The sequence below is a fragment of the Zhouia amylolytica AD3 genome, from assembly GCF_000511935.2.
Classification (GTDB): Bacteria; Bacteroidota; Bacteroidia; order Flavobacteriales; family Flavobacteriaceae; genus Zhouia; species Zhouia amylolytica.
Window position 1 is genome coordinate 20,642 of the sequence record NZ_AYXY01000031.1, and the last position, 20,673, is coordinate 41,314.

Consider the following 20,673-nt stretch of genomic DNA (forward strand, 5'->3'; position numbering starts at 1 on the left):
ATGATTCATTGTATTAAAGTATCGCCGGAATCCGTTTAATCGAGATCCAGGCTGTGTTGATGTTTATAACTAAACGATAACATTTAATTATTCAATACGTAGATCATGCTAAATAAAAGCATCAAATTTTTAATAGAAAATAAACTGGTAGCGGTACTTCTTTTAGGCCTTTTTGTTGGCTGGGGAATGGTACACGCACCTTTCGACTGGAAAACAGAACTATTGCCAAGAGATCCCGTGGCAGTAGACGCAATTCCGGATATCGGAGAAAACCAACAGATCGTTTTTACCAAATGGGACGGTCGATCTCCACAAGATATAGAGGATCAGATCACCTATCCGTTAACAACTTCATTGCTGGGAATACCAGGAGTGAAAACCATTCGAAGCTCTTCCATGTTCGGATTTTCAAGTATCTATGTGATATTTGAAGAAGATGTGGAATTTTACTGGAGTCGTAGTCGAATTCTGGAAAAATTAAATTCCCTTCCGGCTGGCTTATTACCAGAAGGGGTTTCTCCAAGTTTAGGGCCTGATGCCACCGGCTTAGGACAGATTTTCTGGTACACCCTGGAAGGGAGAGATGAAAATGGAAACGTTACAGGAGGGTGGGATCTCCACGAACTGAGAAGTGTACAGGATTACTATGTAAAATACGCCCTGTCTTCAGCAAGTGGTGTTTCAGAAGTTGCTTCTATCGGAGGGTATGTTCAGGAATACCAAATAGATGTAGATCCGGAACTTCTGAAACAATATAATATCGGCCTCGATGCCGTAGTGAAAGCCGTAAAAGAATCCAATAGAGATGTGGGTGCACAGACCATCGAGATCAACCAGGTCGAATACCTGGTACGTGGACTGGGATATGTGAAGTCCATCGAGGATATCGAGAATGCCGTGGTTACCGTAAGCGACTACGTATCTATTCGGGTGAAGGATATCGCCAAAGTTAAACTGGGTCCCGCCCCAAGAAGAGGTATACTGGATAAAGAAGGTGCCGAAGTAGCAGGAGGTGTGGTAGTAGCAAGATACGGCGCCAATCCGCTCGAGGTGATTAACAATGTAAAAGAAAAGATCAATGAAATTAGTGCCGGATTGCCATCAAAAGAATTAGCCGATGGCCGTACCTCGCAACTAACGATTGTCCCTTTCTACGATAGAACAGAATTAATACAGGAAACGCTACAGACATTAAATGAAGCACTCACCATGGAGGTGCTGATTACCGTATTGGTAATTATTATCATGGTGTTTAACCTGAGAGCCTCAATATTAATCTCCGGTTTATTACCGGTGGCTGTACTTATGGTGTTTATTACCATGAAACTGTTTCATGTGGATGCCAATATTGTGGCCCTGTCAGGAATCGCCATCGCCATTGGAACCATGGTGGATGTCGGCGTAATTCTCTCCGAAAATATAATCAGGCACCTGGATGAAGACGGTAATCAACTTCCGATCAATCAGGTGGTGTTCAATGCTACCAAAGAAGTATCAGGAGCCATATTAACCGCAGTACTTACTACGATTATTAGCTTTATTCCGGTATTTACCATGACCGGGGCCGAAGGGAAGCTGTTCAGACCATTGGCTTTTACCAAAACCATGGCCCTGACAGCATCAATTATTGTTGCCCTGTTTTTGATACCTCCTTTTGCTGCCTTTATTTTTAGAAAGAATAAAACGAGAAAGAATATTGCTCAGATTATCAATATTATCCTGGTGGGACTCGGACTCCTTATATTGGTTTTAGGATATTTCTTAGGAGTTATTTTAATGGCTTTCGGAATCTCTGCCTGGCTAAAAAATCAAGGGAAGATCAATAAAGATCAGTCAAACCTTAGTAATGTAGTTATTTCAGCTTTTGCCATTGTGTACTTCTTAGCGGAATACTGGCGACCGCTGGGCGTTGATAGGAGTATCTTTATCAACCTGATTTTTGTAGGTGTAATTGCCTTCGGATTGCTGGGGATATTTACCCTCTTCAGAAGATATTATGTGAGAATACTAAAATGGGCCCTGGCCAATAAAATCTTGTTTTTATCTATTCCAACCGTAATTGTGGTTTGTGGTTTTCTGATCATGAAAAATACAGGAAAAGAATTCATGCCTGCATTAGATGAAGGATCCTTTTTACTCATGCCAACCTCCTTACCGCATGCCGGAGTGGAAGAAAATAAACGAGTACTGCAACAATTGGATATGGCCGTAGCAACCATTCCCGAAATTGAAACTGTCGTGGGTAAAGCAGGGAGAGTTGAATCTGCACTCGATCCTGCACCACTTTCCATGTATGAAAATGTGATCATCTATAAACCGGAATACATCCTGAATAAGGAAGGAGAAAGAGTACGGTTTAAGGTAAATGATGAAGGTATGTTTGAGTTGAAAAACGGGAACTTCATAAGCTCTGGAACCGTGGTCGATACCGCCAACCTGATAGAAGATGAAGATGGTGAATTTTATAGAAACTGGCGAGAACACATCAAGTCACCAGATGATATCTGGAATGAAATAGTGACCGTTACCAAATTGCCAGGCGTAACGTCAGCACCTAAATTGCAGCCAATTCAAACCCGATTGGTCATGCTGCAAACAGGAATGCGTGCCCCAATGGGAATCAAAGTGAAAGGACAAGACCTCAAGCAAATTGAAGATTTTGGACTCGCCCTGGAGCCCATTCTGAAAAGTGTTGAAGGGGTGAAGAAAGAAGCGGTTTTTGCCGATCGTATTGTCGGTAAACCATACTTACTCCTCGATATCGACCGTAATAAATTAATCCGCTATGGGATCTCTATTGAAAGAGTACAACAGATTATAGAAGTGGCCGTTGGAGGTAAAATGCTGTCACAAACCGTCGAAGGAAGAGAACGCTATGGAGTGCGAGTGCGCTACCCTAGAGAATTGAGAAGTTCGCCGGAAGACCTTGAAAATATATATGTTCCTGTCGATAATAATGCACCTGTGCCTTTAAGTGAATTGGTGACCATTAAGTACGAACAGGGAGCACAAGTTATCAAAAGTGAAGACACCTTCTTAGTAGGGTATGTGCTGTTTGATAAATTAGATGATTTTGCAGAAGTGGATGTTGTAGAAAAAGCACAACAGGCCATTCAGGATAAAATCGATAGCGGAGAGCTGACCGTTCCTAAGGGAATTAACTATCAGTTTACCGGGACTTATGAAAATCAGATCAGAGCTGAGAAAACCCTTTCACTGGTAGTACCTTTATCATTATTGGTAATTTTCCTGATCTTGTATTTCCAGTTCAGATCTGTTGCAACTTCTTTAATGGTCTTCTCCGGAATCGCAGTAGCCTTTGCCGGTGGTTTTGTACTAATCTGGTTCTACGGACAAGACTGGTTCATGAACTTTAGCATTTTCGGAACCAACCTGAGAGAACTCTTCCAAATGCATACCATCAACCTCAGTGTTGCCGTCTGGGTCGGATTTATCGCATTGTTCGGGATCGCCACAGACGACGGAGTAGTAATGGCAACCTATTTAACCCAAACCTTCGATAGAAATAAACCTAAAGAGGTTAGTGAAATTAGAGCCTCTGTAGTAGAAGCTGGAGAAAAGCGTATTCGACCATGTCTGATGACCACAGCAACCACCATGTTGGCATTGCTGCCGGTGTTAACATCTACAGGACGAGGAAGTGATATTATGATTCCAATGGCTATTCCAAGCTTTGGAGGGATGTTGATCGCATTGATCACCTTGTTTGTAGTACCAGTGTTATTTAGCTGGAAGAAAGAAATGGGGCTAAAGTTGAAAAGTGTGAAAGCTTAAATAGCGTGATATGAAAAATACAAGCGACGTAAAAAAATGGATGAGCCTGGTAGGTGTTTTGATTATGGTCAATACTGCCGCAATGGGGCAAGACCTCGAGGCCTATGTCAATATAGCTTTAATGAATAGTCCGAAATTGCAGGCGAAGCAATTAACCTATGAAAGTAGTCTGGTAGCAGTATCCGAAGTGGGAAGTATTCCGAATACCACCATTGGAGGCGGATATTTTGTTCAGGAAGCAGAAACAAGGGTGGGCCCGCAAAGAGCCAAACTATCGGCTTCACAGATGTTTCCGTGGTTCGGAACCTTGAAGGCAAAGAAACAGGCTTCAGGAGCTTTAGCCGAAAGTGACCGTTTCGAACTGGAAAGTACCACCCGAGATATTACCCTGAAAGTTAAACAAGCCTATTATAGGCTTTATGAGAAAAAGGCCTCTATAGAAATTATTGAGGAAAACCTGAATATCTTAAAGACCTATGAGGAGTTAGCACTGAATGAACTTGAAAACAACCGAACCACCATGGTCGATGTGCTAAAAATTCGAATTCAGATAAATGAACTTAAAAATCAAAAAGAGGTAGTCAATGAAGAGTTGGTTTCAGATATAAAAGGTTTTAACTTACTGCTGAATAGAAGTATATTAGAAGAAGTAAAGATCGTAGATACCTTAAGAGTAACTCAGGAGGTTTTCAGTAAAGAAAATCTTATTGATAACCCGAAGCTGCTTAAAATTGAAGCAATGAAGGAAGCTACCGCCCAATCGGAACTGGCGGCTACTAAAGAAAATGCCCCGTCTATTGGTGTCGGATTAGATTATGTGTTTGTGGATGAGAGAGATATGGTGATGCCGGATAATGGAAAAGATATCGTAATGCCTATGGTGAATCTGTCCATTCCATTGTTTTCAAAGAAATTTACCTCTAAAAGAAAACAATTGCAGTTACAACAGGAAGCTCTGGCAAATACAAAGATAGATGCTGAAAATGAACTGGAAACCCTGTTTGAAGATAACCTCGCAGCATTGAATAACGCCAAACGTACCATCAGTACCCAGACAGAGAATGTGCACCAGGCGAAACAGGCTGAACAGGTGATCCTAACGACCTATCAAACAGGAACCATAGATTTCGAACAGGTTTTAGAGGTACAACAACTTATTTTAAAATATCAATTATCAACCTTACAGGCCCTTACTGCATATCACAATAGTAAGGCTGCCTTAGAGTCATTGACTAAATAAAATATTCAGAACAATGAAAAAGTATATCGTATTTATAGTAATCTTTATAGCAGGGTTGGCCCTTGGTTACATCTTTTTTGGTAATCAGTCAACGGCTGCTGAGGACGGACACGATCACGCCGGTGAACAAGCAGATCAAATGTGGACCTGCTCCATGCACCCTCAAATAATGCAACCAGAACCAGGTGCTTGCCCGATCTGTGGTATGGACCTGATTCCGGCAGATGCGGCAGCAGACGGACTGGCAGCAAATCAGTTCAAAATGACAAGCAATGCCATGGCACTGGCAAATATTCAAACTGCTGTGGTAGGTGAAGTTAATGCCGATGGCATGTTGCGACTGTCAGGTAAAATAAAAGAAAGTGAAAAGGCAAACGCAACCCAAACCGTACACTTCAGTGGAAGAATTGAAAAACTTTACGTGAACTTTACGGGCGAACAAGTGAAGAGAGGCCAGCTTCTCGCACTCATTTATTCTCCGGAATTGCTTTCAGCACAACAAGAGTTGATTACCGCAGCTAAACTAAAGGAAAGTCAACCCCAATTGTATAAAGCAGTTAAAAATAAGCTCAAATTTTGGAAATTATCCGATAAGCAAATTGAGGATATAGCGGCTTCGGGTAAGGTTAAAGAAAACATTCCGGTATATGCCAATGCCTCTGGAGTGGTTACGGAAAAAATGGTGGAAGAAGGGGACTATGTGAAGCAAGGACAGGTCTTATACAAGGTTTCTGACCTGGGAACAGTCTGGGCAGAGTTTGATGCTTATGAAAATCAGATCGCTTCCCTTAAAAAAGGACAAACAATAACCATCAGAACCAAAGCATACCCTAATGAAGAATTCGAGGCTAAAGTGAGCTTTATTGATCCTGTACTGAACAGTACCACCAGAACGGTAACTGTAAGAGCCGACCTCAGAAATAAAAACGGACTGTTCAAACCGGGGATGTTCGTGGAAGGAGCTTTTGAAGGTGTAGAACAAAGCGGAAAAAGCTTCATAAGCGTACCGAAAAGTGCTGTACTGTGGACCGGTAAAAGATCCCTGGTATACGTGAAAGCAGGTAAAGACGAGCCTGTTTTTGAAATGAGAGAAGTAACCATCGGAAGTACCTCAGGAGATAGCTATGTTATTACCAAAGGTCTTGAATTTGGAGATGAGGTGGTCATAAACGGAACTTTTACCGTCGATGCTGCAGCCCAGCTTCAAGGAAAGAAATCAATGATGAACCACGAAGATGGAATGAGCATGGAGATGACCCTGACCACCGGTTTTCAAGAAGACTTTATGCCGGTAATGGAAGCTTATTTGAAACTAAAAGATGTATTGGTAGCATCTAATGCAGGGCAAGCTCAGGGTGAGGCTAAAAATGCACTTGGAGCTCTGTCGGATATCAAAACGGCAAGCCTCGGTAAAATGGAACAACAACATGTGGATGTCATCCGTAAAATGTTGGAAACCGTATCTAATAGTAAAGATCTGGAAACTCAGCGAAGCCATTTTAAAATCCTGTCTGAGAACATGATCGCCATGGTGAGTAACTTTCAGGAATTACAGGATACCTTATATGTGCAATATTGCCCAATGGCCGATAGTAACCAGGGCGCATATTGGTTAAGTAAAGAAGATAAGGTTTTAAACCCTTATTATGGCGACGCCATGTTAAGTTGTGGAGAAGTAACTAAAACAATTCAATAATAATTAATTTAAATTTAAAACTATGAGACGTATCATTATGAGTGTGGCAATGGTTGCCGCTATTGCTTTTACAGCATGTAAAAGTGAGAAAAAAGCAGAAAACAATGCTACAGCAGAAACAGAGCAAGTACAGAGTGATGCAGGAGAAATGGCTATGGCTGATGTTTCTTTTGGTGTAAGAGGTAACTGTGGCATGTGCAAAAAAACTATCGAAACAGCAGCCCTAGGTGTTGACGGAGTAGATAAAGCTACCTGGGATAAGGATAAAAAGAAGATCGACGTAAGTTTCGATGATTCTAAAACAGATTTAGATGCAATACATGCAGCAATCGCAGCTTCAGGATACGATACTGAAAAAGTAAATGCTAGTGAAGAAGCTTATAAAGAATTGCCTGGATGTTGTCAATACGACCATGCAATGGAAATGAATCAGTCTGGAGAGAAAAAGGCAGACGATCATGGTCACGATGGTGAACACACCATGCACTAGAATACATTAAAAAGGTTGTCTGAAAAGACAACCTTTTTAGTTTAATAACATCCCGTTGCCAAAAACCTGATGGCAATCATATCTCCCCAGGTAAGATCCAATCGAATTTCAGTATTCAAAAAATTTTCCATCCTGAGATATACTAAATAACCATGCAGAATACCAAAAGGTAACAGTATTACATAAGCGTGGTAATTTCTTACAAAAAGCAAGGTTATCCCCATGTTATCCCCATATTATCCCATTATATTCCTATAATATCCTTATGATAGCGTAGACCAATGGCATGCATAATGTTAGGTTCGGATATTAATTGCTCACTGCTTGGATACATAAGATTTTCGATAAATAATTGAGGAATGGCAATGTGTGGGAAGGCATAAAAAAAGACCGTCTAAAATAGTATTAGACGGTCTTTTATGGCTATGCAGCTTTTTTAAGAAGATCAAACATCGGGCATCGTTTGCACCGTTTGTGTTCTCCTTTGGTATATTTTTTACAGCATTTAGATTTACAGCCTTTCTTTGTTTTGGCTTCAATCTTTTCAAGCTTCTTTTTCTCTTTCTTCTCCTTCTTCTTCTTGTCTTTCTTCTTGCCCAACTTAATTCGTGTTTTGCTGGGACAAATATAGTTATTTATATTAAATCTAAATAAACTTTAACATATTTTCAGTTGTTAAAATTTATTCTAAAGAATTTGAAGCTGAGCTGGTTACCGATAGTTGCTGGATGTCTCTGTCAAACAGATACAATCCACTTTTATCGTCCCCAATTATATTTATTTTGTCGAGGATGGTTCTTGCCATAGCTTCTTCTTCAATCTGTTCCGCTACGTACCACTGTAAAAAGTTGTGGGTAGTATAGTCCTTCTGCTGAAGTGTTTCATGTACCAATTCATTAATGCTATTGGTTACGAATACCTCATGATCATATAATTCCTTGAACATCTCCTGGAAAGATTTAAAGGTTATATTAGGAGCTTTTAACTCTGATATTTTAGCGTGCCCTCCACGTTCGTTAATGAACTTGATAAGCTTGAGCATGTGCATACGCTCCTCATCGGACTGCTTGTACATAAATTGAGCAACTCCCTCTAACCCTTTTACTTCTGCCCAACAAGCCATGGCCAGATAGATTTGGGCCGATTCGGCTTCACGTCTTATCTGTAGGTTTAATAATGATTCAATTTTATCTGATAACATAATATGATATTTTGCGATTTACGTAAAGTTACACAATAAAAGGAACAATTCTAAGCGCAATAGGCTATTTAGAAGCAGATCAAAAATGAACAACAACGCCAACAGTGCCGGGGCCAAAACTTAAACTCCAATCTGTTTTCTTTTGTTTGGAATTGTATTTTTCATCGTATTTGCTGTCGAGGTATTTGTCGATTGCTTCAACAGTAAAAATACTTATGGCAACACTGAGGCCAACATCACTTAACCAATGAGCACCCTCCCATAACCTGGAGATCCCCGGAACCAAACCAACCGTATAGATACCTGCCTTCACCCACGGACTCTTAAATTGTTTCGCGATGGCATAAGCATTGGTGAATGCCAGAATCGTATGCCCCGATGGGAAGGAATGGTAATCGGCATCACCCGAAAATGGAATGAAAGTATTCTTTTGTTCTCCCGTTCTCGGTCGCGCTCTTCCAAAAGTATATTTGCTTACTTGTTGTAACAAGCCTGCAGCTGAAGCAGAGGAGATGAGTAACACCCCGGTTCTTCGTAGTTTCTCATTTTTAGTAAATAAACCGGTCAGGTAGACAACGCCCGTAAGCATATAGTTGTTTTGAGGACTCCCGTAATACCATCCGTAATCCCTTATAAATTGGGGGATGTCTTCTTTTTGATCCTCAAAATAGGTTTTCGCCGGTTCGTCTATAGTGTATAATAGCATGGTACCTCCGGCAACACCTCCAAAGGTCAGCCAGCTTTTCTTATCCCAATGAAAAGGCCTGCTATATGCGTAACCCATCCCACCAAAAACATTGCCCATATCGTAGGTGAAATGTTGCCAGGTGGTTTTATCATCAGCATGGCTGTTCTTATCTTGGGAATACCCATGAGTTGATATAATTAAAAGGACCAGTAAAAAGAAAATAGACTTTTTGCTAGAAGTAAATTTCCTGAGCCAATCTGTAAGTGTTTGCATGAGCTTCTACAATTAATTTAATATCGGGTGAATAACCGCCACCCATACTGCATTGTACCGGAATTTTAGCTTTGTGAAGCAAATTAAGGACATAGGCATCACGATCCTTACATCCTTCAATACTCAGCCCTAATTTTCCGAGTTTATCCGTGGCTAAAACATCAGCTCCGCAAAGATAGAACACAAAATCAGGATTTACCTTCTTTATTAAAGACGGAAGTGTGTCTTTTAAAATGGTTAAATACTCTTCATCCTGAATGCCATCGTGAAGTTCAATGTCCAGATCACTCCTTTCTTTTCGGAAAGGATAGTTGTTCTTACCATGCATCGAGAAGGTGAACACATCCCGATCCGATTGGAAAATTTCGGCCGTACCATTACCTTGATGTACATCCAGATCAATAATCAGTATTTTTTTCGCCAGCTTCTCATGAAGGAGGTAGCGAGCCCCTATAGCCTGATCATTAAGCAGACAAAAGGCCTCTCCGTGTGAAGTATAGGCATGATGGGTGCCTCCTGCTATATTCATGGCAATCCCATGCTTAAGCGCATAACCACATCCCTTAATAGTACCATCGGCAATAATAACTTCGCGTTCTACCAATTCTTTGGAAAGTGGGAATCCGGTTTTGCGAGCGGCCCTGGCATCTAAGCTCAAGTTAATCAAGTTTCGATAATATTCCTCATCATGAACTCTTAAAATGTGCTCCTCTTCCGGAAATCCAGGGGTAAAAAAGTTCTCCGGACCACAAGTGCCTTCATGGAGTAATTGCTGAGGGAGCAATTCATATTTGATCATAGGAAATCGATGTCCCTCAGGCAATGGATGTTTGTATATGGGATGATAAGCTATTTTTAACATGCCCATCGTTATTAGTTAATTTATAGTAACCCCGCTAGGTGTATCAGCTTCATCGGGATTAACAAATACAAGTTTTCCTTCAGCATTCTCAGTCATTAAGATCATCCCTTCACTTTCTACACCTCTGAGTTTTCTCGGAGCTAAATTTACCAAAACAGTTACCTTTTTACCTACAATATCTTCTGGCTTAAAATGCTCGGCAATACCAGATACAATAGTTCTGGTGTCAAGTCCTGTATCAACCTTTAAAACCAAAAGCTTTTTAGCTTTAGGCATTTTATCGGCTTCTACGATGGTTCCGACTCTCATATCGAGTTTAGCAAAATCTTCGTAGGTAATAGTGTCTTTTATAGGTTCCAGGCTCTTATTAGCTTGTTCGTTAGCTTTTTTAGTCGCTTCCAGTTTGTCTAACTGCTTCTGAATATCAGCATCCTCAACTTTAGTGAACAGCAACTCACTCTTATTTACCTGATGATTGGCAGGAATTAACACCTCTTTAGAAGCAACATCAGTCCACTTTAGAGAACCTTCCTGGTTTAGCATTCGTTTCAATTTAGTTGCTGTAAATGGTAGGAATGGTTCACTCAGAACAGCCAAAGCAGAAGCAATTTGCAAGGCCGTAAACATAATCGTTTTAACACGTTCCTCGTCGGTTTTGATAAGCTTCCAGGGCTCTGCATCTGCCAGGTATTTATTACCCAGTCTGGCTACATTCATAAGTTCCTGAGAGGCCTCTCTGAAGCGATAGCGCTCCAGGGATGATTCAATAATCCCAGGGGCAGCTTTCAACTCCTCCAACGTCTTCTGATCTTCTTCACTAAAGGCTCCAGGCTCCGGAATCACACCGTCGTAATATTTGTTCGTTAATACCACAACCCTGTTGATGAAATTACCAAAGATCGCTACCAACTCACTATTGTTGCGAGATTGGAAATCTTTCCAGGTGAAATCATTGTCCTTGGTTTCAGGAGCATTAGCTGTTAATACATAACGTAAAACATCTTGTTTCTCCGGAAACTCTTCCAGGTATTCGTGTAGCCAAACAGCCCAGTTTTTGGAAGTGGAGAGTTTATTGCCTTCTAAATTCAAAAACTCATTAGCAGGAACATTATCAGGAAGTATATAATCGCCATGAGCCTCTAACATACTTGGGAATATGATACAGTGAAAAACAATATTGTCTTTCCCGATAAAATGCACCAGTTTGGTGTTTTCATCTTTCCAATAAGGCTCCCAGTCTTTTCCTTCACGTTCAGCCCATTCCTTGGTTGATGAAATATAACCGATAGGAGCGTCAAACCAAACATATAAAACCTTTCCTTCAGCACCTTCAACTGGTACAGGAATCCCCCAATCCAAATCACGAGTTACTGCACGAGGCTTTAAACCTTCATCAATCCAGCTTTTTACTTGCCCGTAAACGTTTGGTTTCCAGTCTTTCTTGTGTCCTTCTAAGATCCATTTTCTTAAAAATGGTTCATACTTATCCAATGGTAAGAACCAATGCCTTGTCTCTTTTAAAACTGGTTTGGATCCGGTTATCGTAGATTTTGGGTTGATCAGGTCAGTGGCATTTAACGAACTACCACATTGCTCACACTGATCCCCGTAAGCTTCTTCGTTACCACATTTCGGACAGGTTCCGGTTACAAATCTGTCAGCTAAGAATTGCTTAGCCTCATCATCGTATAATTGCTCGGTAACTTCCTCTATGAATTCTCCTTTCTCATATAGATTCTTGAAGAATTCAGAGGCAGTTTTATGATGAATCTCAGCCGAAGTACGGGAGTAATTATCGAAAGAAATTCCAAAATCTGCGAATGACTTTTTAATGATACCATGGTATTTGTCTATAACTTCTTGCGGACTTACCCCTTCCTTTTTTGCTTTCATCGGTATGGCTACCCCATGTTCATCACTACCGCAAATAAAGGCTACATCGTTCCCTTTTAAACGTAAATAACGAGAGTAAATATCGGCCGGAACATAAACACCGGCTAAATGGCCAATATGTATCGGCCCGTTTGTGTATGGTAAAGCTGCAGTTATAGTATACTTCTTAGACATCTTTAAAATTTTACTGAAGTTGCAAAAATAAGGATTTGCTTTGAAGAACAAGCTTTATTCCTTCGTGAATCTGGAAGATTGTAAACAGGGATTAGGGAATTTAAAAAGAAGATGAATTCTGTTTATTTCACTACATTTGAAAAAAATAAAAACAACCTTTATGTATTCTACAGTTCTTACCTTACATTCTTACTGGGCATTCTTAACATTATTAGTGCTTTTGTTTGCTAGTTTTAATGCGATCTCTGGTTATTATGGCAATAGAAACTTTGTCATGGGCAAAGATCTGCGTATTAGTCTTTTCGCTTTGATATTTACACACATTCAATTCTTGTTAGGCTTAATTCTGTATTTTACATCGCCGTACTTTGCAATGTGGAGTGAAGGTGGCGTTATGGGAAATCCTGTTTCAAGATTGATTTTAGTGGAGCATCCATTAACCAATGTTATTGCAGTAGCACTAATTACGATCGGATGGTCTAAACATAAAAAACAAGATGCCTCCAAAGGTAAATTTGCTAAGATTGCCTTGTTTTATACCATAGGCTTTATTTTACTATTGTCGAGGATACCATATGCAAACTGGTTTAACTAAAATATTAAAGCGCCCCTAGGGCGCTTTTTTTATGAGGTAAATGTATACGGGGAAATGATCGCTGTAGCCCCCGGTATAATTGCCGTTGGCATAACTGCGGAAAGGATATCCCTTGTATCTTCCCTCTCTTGAAATTAAGTAATCGCTATTGAAAATCCCTGCTTTCCAGAATGTGTAAAAGGTTTCGTCATCTTTTAAAAAGGCAGGTGTAAGTATGATTTGATCGAAAAGATTCCACTTGTCTCTGTATGCAAGGCTTCCAAATCCGGCTTTAAACATTGTGTACATCGGATTGAATAGTTGATGCTCTTTTAGCCTTTTAAGGTGCCCGCCTGTATTTAATACTTTTTGGATGCTCCGACTGTTTGGATCATCATTAAAGTCTCCCATGGTAATAATTTTAGCAGATATATTCAGGTTTATTAATGAGTCTATGAGTTTCCTGTTGAGTTTCGCTGCTTTTGCTCTTTTTGGAGCACTTTTTATTTCGCCTCCCCTTCTGGAAGGCCAGTGATTAATAATAAAATGTATTTTTTCACTATCGAGCCTGCCAGTAACAAGTAATTGATCTCGCGTATATTCCCTTTCCCCGCTTTCACTAATAAGTTTTAATGGGTGGCTCTCAAATTGCTGAGGAATAAAGCAGCTTTTCTTATAAAGGAATGCGACATCGATGCCTCTGATATCAGGAGATTCTGTATGGATAATTCCATAATTATATTCCCTTAAATGATTACTTTTAATAAGATCCAATAGAACTGATTCGTTTTCAATCTCGCATAATCCAATAATATCCGGAGATGTTTGCGTAATATTTCGACCTATTTGAGCTATGGTAAAAGAAATTTTTTCGATTTTATCGTCATACTTCCTTCGCGTCCATCGATCCTTACCGTCAGGGGTTCTGCTTTCATCAAATTTTAAGGAGTCATCAATAATGTCAAATAAGTTTTCAACATTGTAAAATGCAATGGTTTTTACCTGGTACCGAGCTTCCTGAGCCTGCGTCAACTGTACAAATAAGAGGCCGGTTGTACCAACCGCCACATAAATCACCTTTCTTAATTTCGATACCACTTGAGTTACGTATGTAGTCATAATCATTAATATTTGTAAGAAAAGTAATATAATTTTATTAGATTTACAACATTAAATGATTATGACTATGAATATTAAAGTATTGATTTTTAGAGGTTCCATCTCCTGCCTATTCTTGCTTGTCGGGAGTCCGTATATCAATGCACAAAGCGTTGAAGGAAGATTGTTAGATAGCAGGACATTTAAACCTTTGACTAATGTGACTGTTACGGTAGATAATACTTCCTTAAAACAGGAAAGCAATTTGGAGGGTGAATTCTACCTGAAAGGACTCAATAAAGGTGATCACCTTTTGATCTTTAAAAGGAAAAACTATCTCGATCTCAAATATCCCATTACCCTAAGTAAGGATTCCACACTAATTATAGGGGATTTGTTCATGGAGTTAAATATTATACGGGAATACAACAATTCGGTTATTGTTCTTTCTGAAGAAGAACTGACATCAGATGACTTCGAGGTAGCCTCAACTACTGGATTGCTACAAGCAAGTAAGGACCTTTATTTAAATAGAGCAGCATTCGACTTCAGCCAGGTCTTTTTTAAAGTAAGGGGGTATGACTCTAAAGAAGGGGTTGTACAAATTAATGGACTTTCCATGAATAAAGTATTCAACGGAAGACCACAATGGAACAACTGGGGTGGTTTAAACAATGTAACCGGAGATCAGGAGTTTGTCATGGGCTTAAAAAATGCCAGTTCAACTTTTGGAGGATTATTAGGGTCAACAAATATAGTCATAAGACCTTCTACATTTCGAAAAGGACTAAGAATCACAGCATCAGGTTCGAATCGAACCTACGCAGGGAGGTTTATGGTTACCTATAATTCGGGTAGTCAGGATAATGGATTGTCATATAGTATTTCAGCATCAAAGCGGTTAGCCAGGGAAGGTTTTATCGACGGAACAATTTATGATGCTTATTCATTATTCGCCAGTGCGGAATTGAAACTTAGTGAGAATCATAGTTTAAATGTTCTTGGAATATATGCCCCTAATATTAGGGGGAGTTCAGCTCCGATAACCAAAGAAGTACACGATCTATTAGGCAAGAAATATAACCCATACTGGGGAGTTCAGGATGGAGATATCAGGAATTCAAGGCTTAGGTCGATCAATGAACCCTTTGCGATTTTAAGTCATTTTATGAAGGCTCCTAACCTGTCAATAACAACGAGTGTAGCGTATCAGTTTGGTTTTTATGCAAAGGGTCGTTTAGGGTATTACAATGCACCCAATCCAGATCCGGTATATTACAGGTACCTGCCTAGTTTTTATTTCAACAACCCCGCTGGACCTAATTATGAAAATGCAAACATCGCTAAGGAAGGTCTGTTGAAAAATCCACAGATTAATTGGCCTTCATTATACGATGCCAACAACAGCATATATAATGAAGGAAAAGCATCTTATGTCCAATATGATGACAGGGTAGATATCAATAAAGCTTCATTTACTTCGTTTGCCAATATCGAGGTTTCAAAGCACATAGGCGTAGATCTTGGAGTTGCATATTATGGTAGTAATTCTGAAAACTATGCCATCATAGGAGATTTACTGGGAGCTGATTTTCATAAAGATATTGATCCGTTTACGGATACTTCAAATGATTTGCAAGGGGAGGCTGAAAAGTTGGAAGGTGAGCGCTTTAATTATAATTACGAAATAAACTCCCGGTTGTTAAATGCATTCATTCAAACACGGATACGCTACAATAACCTGGAAGCTTATCTGGCAGGATCTTATTCCAATACCCATTATCAAAGAAACGGCTTGTACCTGAATGAGCGGTATGAAGATAACTCTATGGGAAAAAGTATGAAAGCTTCATTTGCTGATTTCGCGCTTAAAATGGGGGTGCTCTACAAGTTTACGGGCAGACATATGTTGAGTGTTCATGGAGCCTATATTAATAGACCGCCTACCCTACAGAGTACCTTTGTGAATCCCAGAGAGCATAATGACCTGGTGTCCAATCTTAGTTCAGAAACCGTTACAACTACCGATGTGAGTTATTTGATTTCACTGGCTAAACTAAAAGGAAGAATCAGTGGGTATTATACCAAATTTGAAGAGGTAACCGACGTGAATTTTTTCTATTACGAAGGCGGCGTGGGGAATGATTTCGTTCAGGAAGTTGTTGCCGATATCGATAAGCTGCATTTCGGAGGAGAGCTGGCATTAGCATATCAGGCATCACCCAGTGTACGATTATCCGCGGTAGCAGGTTACGGTAATTACTCTTATGCTGACAATGCCGATGTAACCATAAATTTTGACACCTCCGGAAGAGAAGAAGATGTCATTCATCCCGATGGATTTTTAGATTTAGGGATCACCAAAATCAAAGATTATAAACTGGCCGTCGGACCGCAAAAGGTCTATTCTTTTGGAATTGAATATCGAGACCCTAATTACTGGTGGCTGAGTTTGACTGGGAATTTCCTGGGGGATAATTATATTGATATTGCTACAGTGACCCGCACAGAAAGCTTTAAAATAAATCCGGAATCACAAGAGCCTTTCCTGGATGCCACAGAGGAAGCTGTAGCTAAATTGTTAAGGCAAGAGCAACTCGAAGACGTATACTTGCTAAACCTGGTAGGAGGTAAGTCGTGGCTTTATAAAGGTAAATACATCAGTCTTTTTGCGAGTGTGAATAATTTGTTTGACCTGGAATTCCGAACAGGAGGCTTTGAGCAAAGTCGCAATGGAAACTTTGGCCAAATGAAAGAAGACAATGCCAGAAGGATGCCTTCGTTTGGACCTAAATATTGGTACGGCTACGGACGTACCTACTTTGTTAATCTATCAATTAGCTTTTAAGTATTTACGATATGAAGAAAAAAGGTATTATAAAACTTTTAGTTGTTTTTGGAGTTTGTTCATGTATAAAGACAGATGATTATAAAAATGATCGCAATTGTCTGAGTCATAACGCCATCACAGCGAATACTACTTTTGCCAATGTGAAGTCAATGTATAATGGAACGTTGATGCAAATTCATGATGATTTAATCATTGAAGGTTATGTCAATTCGAGTGACGAGGGAGGAAACATATATGGATCACTCTATATTCAAGAATCAGTTAAAGGTCCGACAGAAGGCTTTGAGGTCAATATTGACCTCCAGGATTGTTACTTATTTTACCCTTTAGGGCAAAAGGTAGCTATCCAATTAAAAAATCTTTATTTAGATAAAGTGCATGGTGTGTTTAAACTGGGAGGAATCTATAAAAGCCCTTATGGGACGGTCTCAGTAGGTCGGTTACCAAGAGCGATGATCGTAGCGCATATTTTTAATTATTGTGATGATGTTTCTGGTATTGAACCAGTCAAAACAACCATTCCGGATATTGATGAAAGTATGTTAAGTACTCTTATAGTACTCGACAGCATTCAGGTTGCTGATGAGAGTCAAGGGTTGCCTTACGCTGAAGAAAAAGAGACGACAGAAAGGATTTTGATGGACTGTGATGGAAATACAATCACGATGAGAAATAGTGGATATGCTAACTTTCAACCGGAATATTTGCCTGAGGGAGGTGGTAGTGTTACAGCTGTTTTGAGTAAATACAGGGATGAATATCAGTTGTATATTCGTGATTTATTTGATGTCGATTTTAAAGGCGATTATCTCGATTGTGGCTACGTTAACGAAAGTGATCAGGTAATTATATCTGAAATTGCTGACCCCGAAAATAATAGTTCCGACATGAATGGCAGGTTTATTGAACTTTCGAATATAGGTGATGAAAATGTGAATTTAGAAGGATGGGAATTGCGGAGATATACAAATTCAAATCCTGATTATTCATCAGTCATAGATCTTTCTGGGATAATCATTGAGTCCCAATCTTCGATTGTCATTGCTGCCGATGAAGTAGATTTTGAGAGCGTGTTTGGTTTTCTTGCAGATATGGAAGGTGGTAGCGGTAGTGCGGCAGGTTCGAATGGTGATGATAATATGGTTCTTGTGGATCTGGCAGGTACTAAAGTAGATGTTTTTGGTATTCCGGGAGAGGACGGAAGCGATACATCACACGATTTCGAAAATGGAAAAGCATTCAGAAGACTTAGTGTCAGGAAAGGAAATTCGGTTTACGATCCTGCAGAATGGATAATTACAACCCCTCAAACTGCTCCCTTTGACTTTAACCCGAGGTCGAGAGATTAACTTTAATGGAAATCTTTTTCGAATTCAGGCTATATGATTAAATTTATAGATTAATCATATAATATGAGCCAAGATAAGCTTAAAGTAGCGTTGATTCAGACTCATTTGCTTTGGGAAAATCCTAAAGCAAACCGAAAAGTGTTGTTCGAAAGAATTGAGGGTCTTGAAGATGATGTTGATTTAATCATCCTTCCTGAAATGTTTACCTCAGGATTTACAATGAACCCGGGAAAGGTAGCGGAAGATATGGGAGGTACTACAATTTTGGCTTTAAAGGAACTCGCCAGTAAGAAGAAAGCAGCAATTTCCGGTAGTTTGGTGGTTAAGGTAAAAAATAGTTACTACAATAGATTAGTCTTTGTATATCCATCCGGAAGCCTGGGTCATTACGATAAACGACATACGTTTACATTGGCAGGTGAGGATCTTGTTTATGGGAAAGGGGATGAGAAAACTATAATTCAATATAAAGGCTGGAAATTATGCCCTCAGGTTTGTTATGACCTTCGTTTTCCTGTATGGTCTCGAAATACAGAAGATTATGATGTGCTTTATTATGTGGCTAACTGGCCAGAGGTGCGGATTGGTGCCTGGGATGCACTTTTAAAAGCAAGAGCTATTGAAAATATGAGCTATGTGATGGGTGTAAACCGGATCGGACTCGATGGTAACGGGTATAATCACTCAGGCCATTCAGCAGTATATGATGCCCTGGGAAATCAATTGAACTATAGCGAAAAAGAGGAAGTACTCTATGCGGTATTAACTAAAAGTAATAGCGATAAACTTAGAAATAAACTTCGGTTTTTAGAGGATCGCGATGATTTTAATCTAGTATAAACTCTTGTTCAAGTTCCCAGTTAGATCTTAACTCAATTTCGCCAGGGAAATAACTTATTTTTTCGGGCTGTAACTTTTTTAAATAATTACCCGTATCCCAAATACCATTTCCATTAGCGTCATGAATAACCCTGATAAAATACGTTCCTGGATCAATATTCATAAATTCGAATAAGGATTGTTCCGTTTCGGCATACTTTTCGAACTTCACTTCTCCTTTTTGATCCGTTAATTGTACGACGATAGGGAATTCTTTGACATTTCTAACCGTAACTCTGATACTCCCCAGGTCCGCTAAACTTTTGGTTGAAGTATTGTAATTAAGAGTGTCGTTAGTGTTTCCATAAAAGTCCTCAATGGCTCCGGGCAATGCTGTAATGATGTAACGTTGACTAGGTTCGATCTTCCAGTTAAGATTAACCTGGTTCAGCTCCTTATCGATTGAATAATCGAAAGCAATTTTTAAACTGTCCTTATCGATGATAGAGATGAAAGTACTGTCTATACTTTCTAAAGGCGTATTGGCCTGAATCCCAAATGGCTTGAAATAGCCAAGGTTTCCACTAATGGTGGATTGTAATAACAGGGAGTCAGATTCAGCCTTACGTCTCTTAATAGTAAAAGTGTCTATTTGCTTTTTATGGCTAACCGTGAATATCAGAGAATCTGCCTCAAAGGGAGTAAACCAATAGTTGAGGGTGTCTTTTTCAAGATCTTTTGTGATTCTGTAATCATAATCCTCAGGAGTATCTGACAACAAATCAATCTTAATACTGTCCGGTTTTCCTTCATAACCAAATAAAATACGATTGGTTGTTGCTTCAGAAGGTCTTGCAGCGCGGTAATCAGGAATCTCTTTAAATAGATTGAGCTTAAAAACTGAATCGGTAGGGACGGTTATGTGGTCAGAAATAAAAGCAATTTTATCAGTCTTTTGATTAAACACATAATTATTAGCTTCATCCTTCATGGCGAAAATTGCATACTCTCCGGCTTTCAAATTAGTTAACTGAAAAGTTGTGAGGCTATCTAATGTATTCGTTATATAGGTTGGTGGGTTTTTGTAAACCGTAGAATCCGAATAGGTGGAATCTACCTCGTAAAGCATGATGGAAACAAAATTATCCGGCTCTTTCAATTTGGCGTCGGTAATAAAACCGTTCACCTTTAAAGAATCGATATAGTCGCCCGTAGAGAACACATAATTAAAATATGAATACGGATTCCCCTCGTTATTATCGGTGATACTTTGACCAAAATTAAAAACATAGGTAGTGTTTTCTTTTAAGGTGTCCTGAATTTTAATTTTAATGAATTTGCTTGCTGTACCCTGAGGGGTGATTATAGGAGGGTATTTTAATGGTGGAGAAACAATTAATTGTTTTTGAATGTCTTTTAACTTAATGTATTCGTCAAAGGTGATTTTAACTTCTTCTTCATCAAAATTAGTAGAATACGGTTCAGGTGAAGCACTCACCATTACCGGAGGAGTAATATCCTTTTCACCGCCCGTAGGGGTGCTTCTTTTAGCACAATTAATTAAACTTAAAAGTATTGCCAGACTAAAACAGATGCTAAAAAAATTGTTTTTCATATTACCTCACTATATCAGGTGCAAATTAACAACTATTTTCACATTAACGATAAAT

At 39.4% G+C, this 20,673-nt stretch carries 15 protein-coding genes; 8 read left to right on the forward strand and 7 right to left on the reverse strand.

The window, feature by feature from the left end:
- The first annotated feature begins 105 nt into the window (after window positions 1-105).
- The 4 genes from P278_RS15405 to P278_RS15420 are packed head-to-tail and all read left to right on the forward strand — an operon-like array spanning window position 106 to window position 7,221.
- On the forward strand, window positions 106-3,795 hold the full coding sequence (locus P278_RS15405; RefSeq protein ID WP_038268808.1) for an efflux RND transporter permease subunit: 3,690 nt from the start codon (window positions 106-108) through the stop codon (window positions 3,793-3,795).
- A 10-nt stretch (window positions 3,796-3,805) separates the two neighbouring features.
- Window positions 3,806-5,035, forward strand: coding sequence for a TolC family protein (locus P278_RS15410; RefSeq protein WP_051413618.1), 1,230 nt, complete (start codon window positions 3,806-3,808; stop codon window positions 5,033-5,035).
- 13 nt (window positions 5,036-5,048) lie between these two features.
- Window positions 5,049-6,731 carry an efflux RND transporter periplasmic adaptor subunit gene (locus P278_RS15415; protein ID WP_038268809.1) on the forward strand — a complete coding sequence of 561 codons (1,683 nt, stop codon included), beginning with the start codon at window positions 5,049-5,051 and terminating at the stop codon, window positions 6,729-6,731.
- A 22-nt stretch (window positions 6,732-6,753) separates the two neighbouring features.
- Window positions 6,754-7,221, forward strand: coding sequence for a heavy-metal-associated domain-containing protein (locus tag P278_RS15420; protein WP_038268810.1), 468 nt, complete (start codon window positions 6,754-6,756; stop codon window positions 7,219-7,221).
- Window positions 7,222-7,644: 423 nt separating this feature from the next.
- On the opposite strand, the gene P278_RS16690 is transcribed toward P278_RS15420, so the two are convergent.
- The 5 genes from P278_RS16690 to metG form a co-directional block, all read right to left on the reverse strand.
- The gene (locus P278_RS16690) at window positions 7,645-7,821 is read right to left on the reverse strand and encodes a hypothetical protein (RefSeq protein WP_175496531.1); all 177 of its coding nucleotides are present in this window, start codon (window positions 7,819-7,821) and stop codon (window positions 7,645-7,647) included.
- Window positions 7,822-7,903: 82 nt separating this feature from the next.
- Window positions 7,904-8,422: a ferritin gene (locus tag P278_RS15430; RefSeq protein ID WP_038268814.1), complete on the reverse strand. Its 519-nt coding sequence runs from the start codon at window positions 8,420-8,422 to the stop codon at window positions 7,904-7,906.
- A gap of 79 nt (window positions 8,423-8,501) precedes the next feature.
- Window positions 8,502-9,383 (reverse strand): phosphatase PAP2 family protein, encoded by an 882-nt coding sequence (locus P278_RS15435; RefSeq protein ID WP_051413619.1) that lies wholly within the window; start codon window positions 9,381-9,383, stop codon window positions 8,502-8,504.
- Complete coding sequence (locus P278_RS15440) at window positions 9,343-10,245, reverse strand: histone deacetylase family protein (protein ID WP_038268816.1); 903 nt, start codon at window positions 10,243-10,245, stop codon at window positions 9,343-9,345. Before P278_RS15440 ends, P278_RS15435 begins: the two co-directional genes overlap by 41 nt.
- A 15-nt stretch (window positions 10,246-10,260) precedes the next feature.
- Complete coding sequence (gene metG / locus P278_RS15445) at window positions 10,261-12,363, reverse strand: methionine--tRNA ligase (protein ID WP_262507907.1); 2,103 nt, start codon at window positions 12,361-12,363, stop codon at window positions 10,261-10,263.
- A gap of 109 nt (window positions 12,364-12,472) precedes the next feature.
- On the opposite strand from metG, the gene P278_RS15450 reads away from it, so the two are divergent.
- Window positions 12,473-12,907, forward strand: a complete 435-nt coding sequence (locus P278_RS15450) for a hypothetical protein (RefSeq protein ID WP_038268819.1) — start codon at window positions 12,473-12,475, stop codon at window positions 12,905-12,907.
- A gap of 15 nt (window positions 12,908-12,922) precedes the next feature.
- Here the strand turns inward: P278_RS15450 and P278_RS15455 are convergent, their stop codons facing one another.
- On the reverse strand, window positions 12,923-14,005 hold the full coding sequence (locus P278_RS15455) for an endonuclease/exonuclease/phosphatase family protein (protein ID WP_038268821.1): 1,083 nt from the start codon (window positions 14,003-14,005) through the stop codon (window positions 12,923-12,925).
- Between the two features lie 67 nt (window positions 14,006-14,072).
- Between P278_RS15455 and P278_RS15460 the strand changes: the two genes are divergently transcribed.
- The 3 genes from P278_RS15460 to P278_RS15470 all read left to right on the forward strand — a co-directional run bounded on the left by P278_RS15460 (window position 14,073) and on the right by P278_RS15470 (window position 19,024).
- Window positions 14,073-16,832, forward strand: coding sequence for a carboxypeptidase-like regulatory domain-containing protein (locus P278_RS15460; RefSeq protein ID WP_038268822.1), 2,760 nt, complete (start codon window positions 14,073-14,075; stop codon window positions 16,830-16,832).
- 11 nt (window positions 16,833-16,843) lie between these two features.
- Complete coding sequence (locus P278_RS15465; protein WP_051413620.1) at window positions 16,844-18,184, forward strand: DUF5689 domain-containing protein; 1,341 nt, start codon at window positions 16,844-16,846, stop codon at window positions 18,182-18,184.
- Between the two features lie 63 nt (window positions 18,185-18,247).
- Complete coding sequence (locus P278_RS15470) at window positions 18,248-19,024, forward strand: nitrilase family protein (protein WP_038268824.1); 777 nt, start codon at window positions 18,248-18,250, stop codon at window positions 19,022-19,024.
- On the opposite strand, the gene P278_RS15475 is transcribed toward P278_RS15470, so the two are convergent.
- Window positions 19,011-20,618, reverse strand: coding sequence for an Ig-like domain-containing protein (locus P278_RS15475; protein ID WP_038268825.1), 1,608 nt, complete (start codon window positions 20,616-20,618; stop codon window positions 19,011-19,013). The genes P278_RS15470 and P278_RS15475 overlap by 14 nt on opposite strands.
- Between the last annotated feature and the right edge of the window lie 55 nt (window positions 20,619-20,673).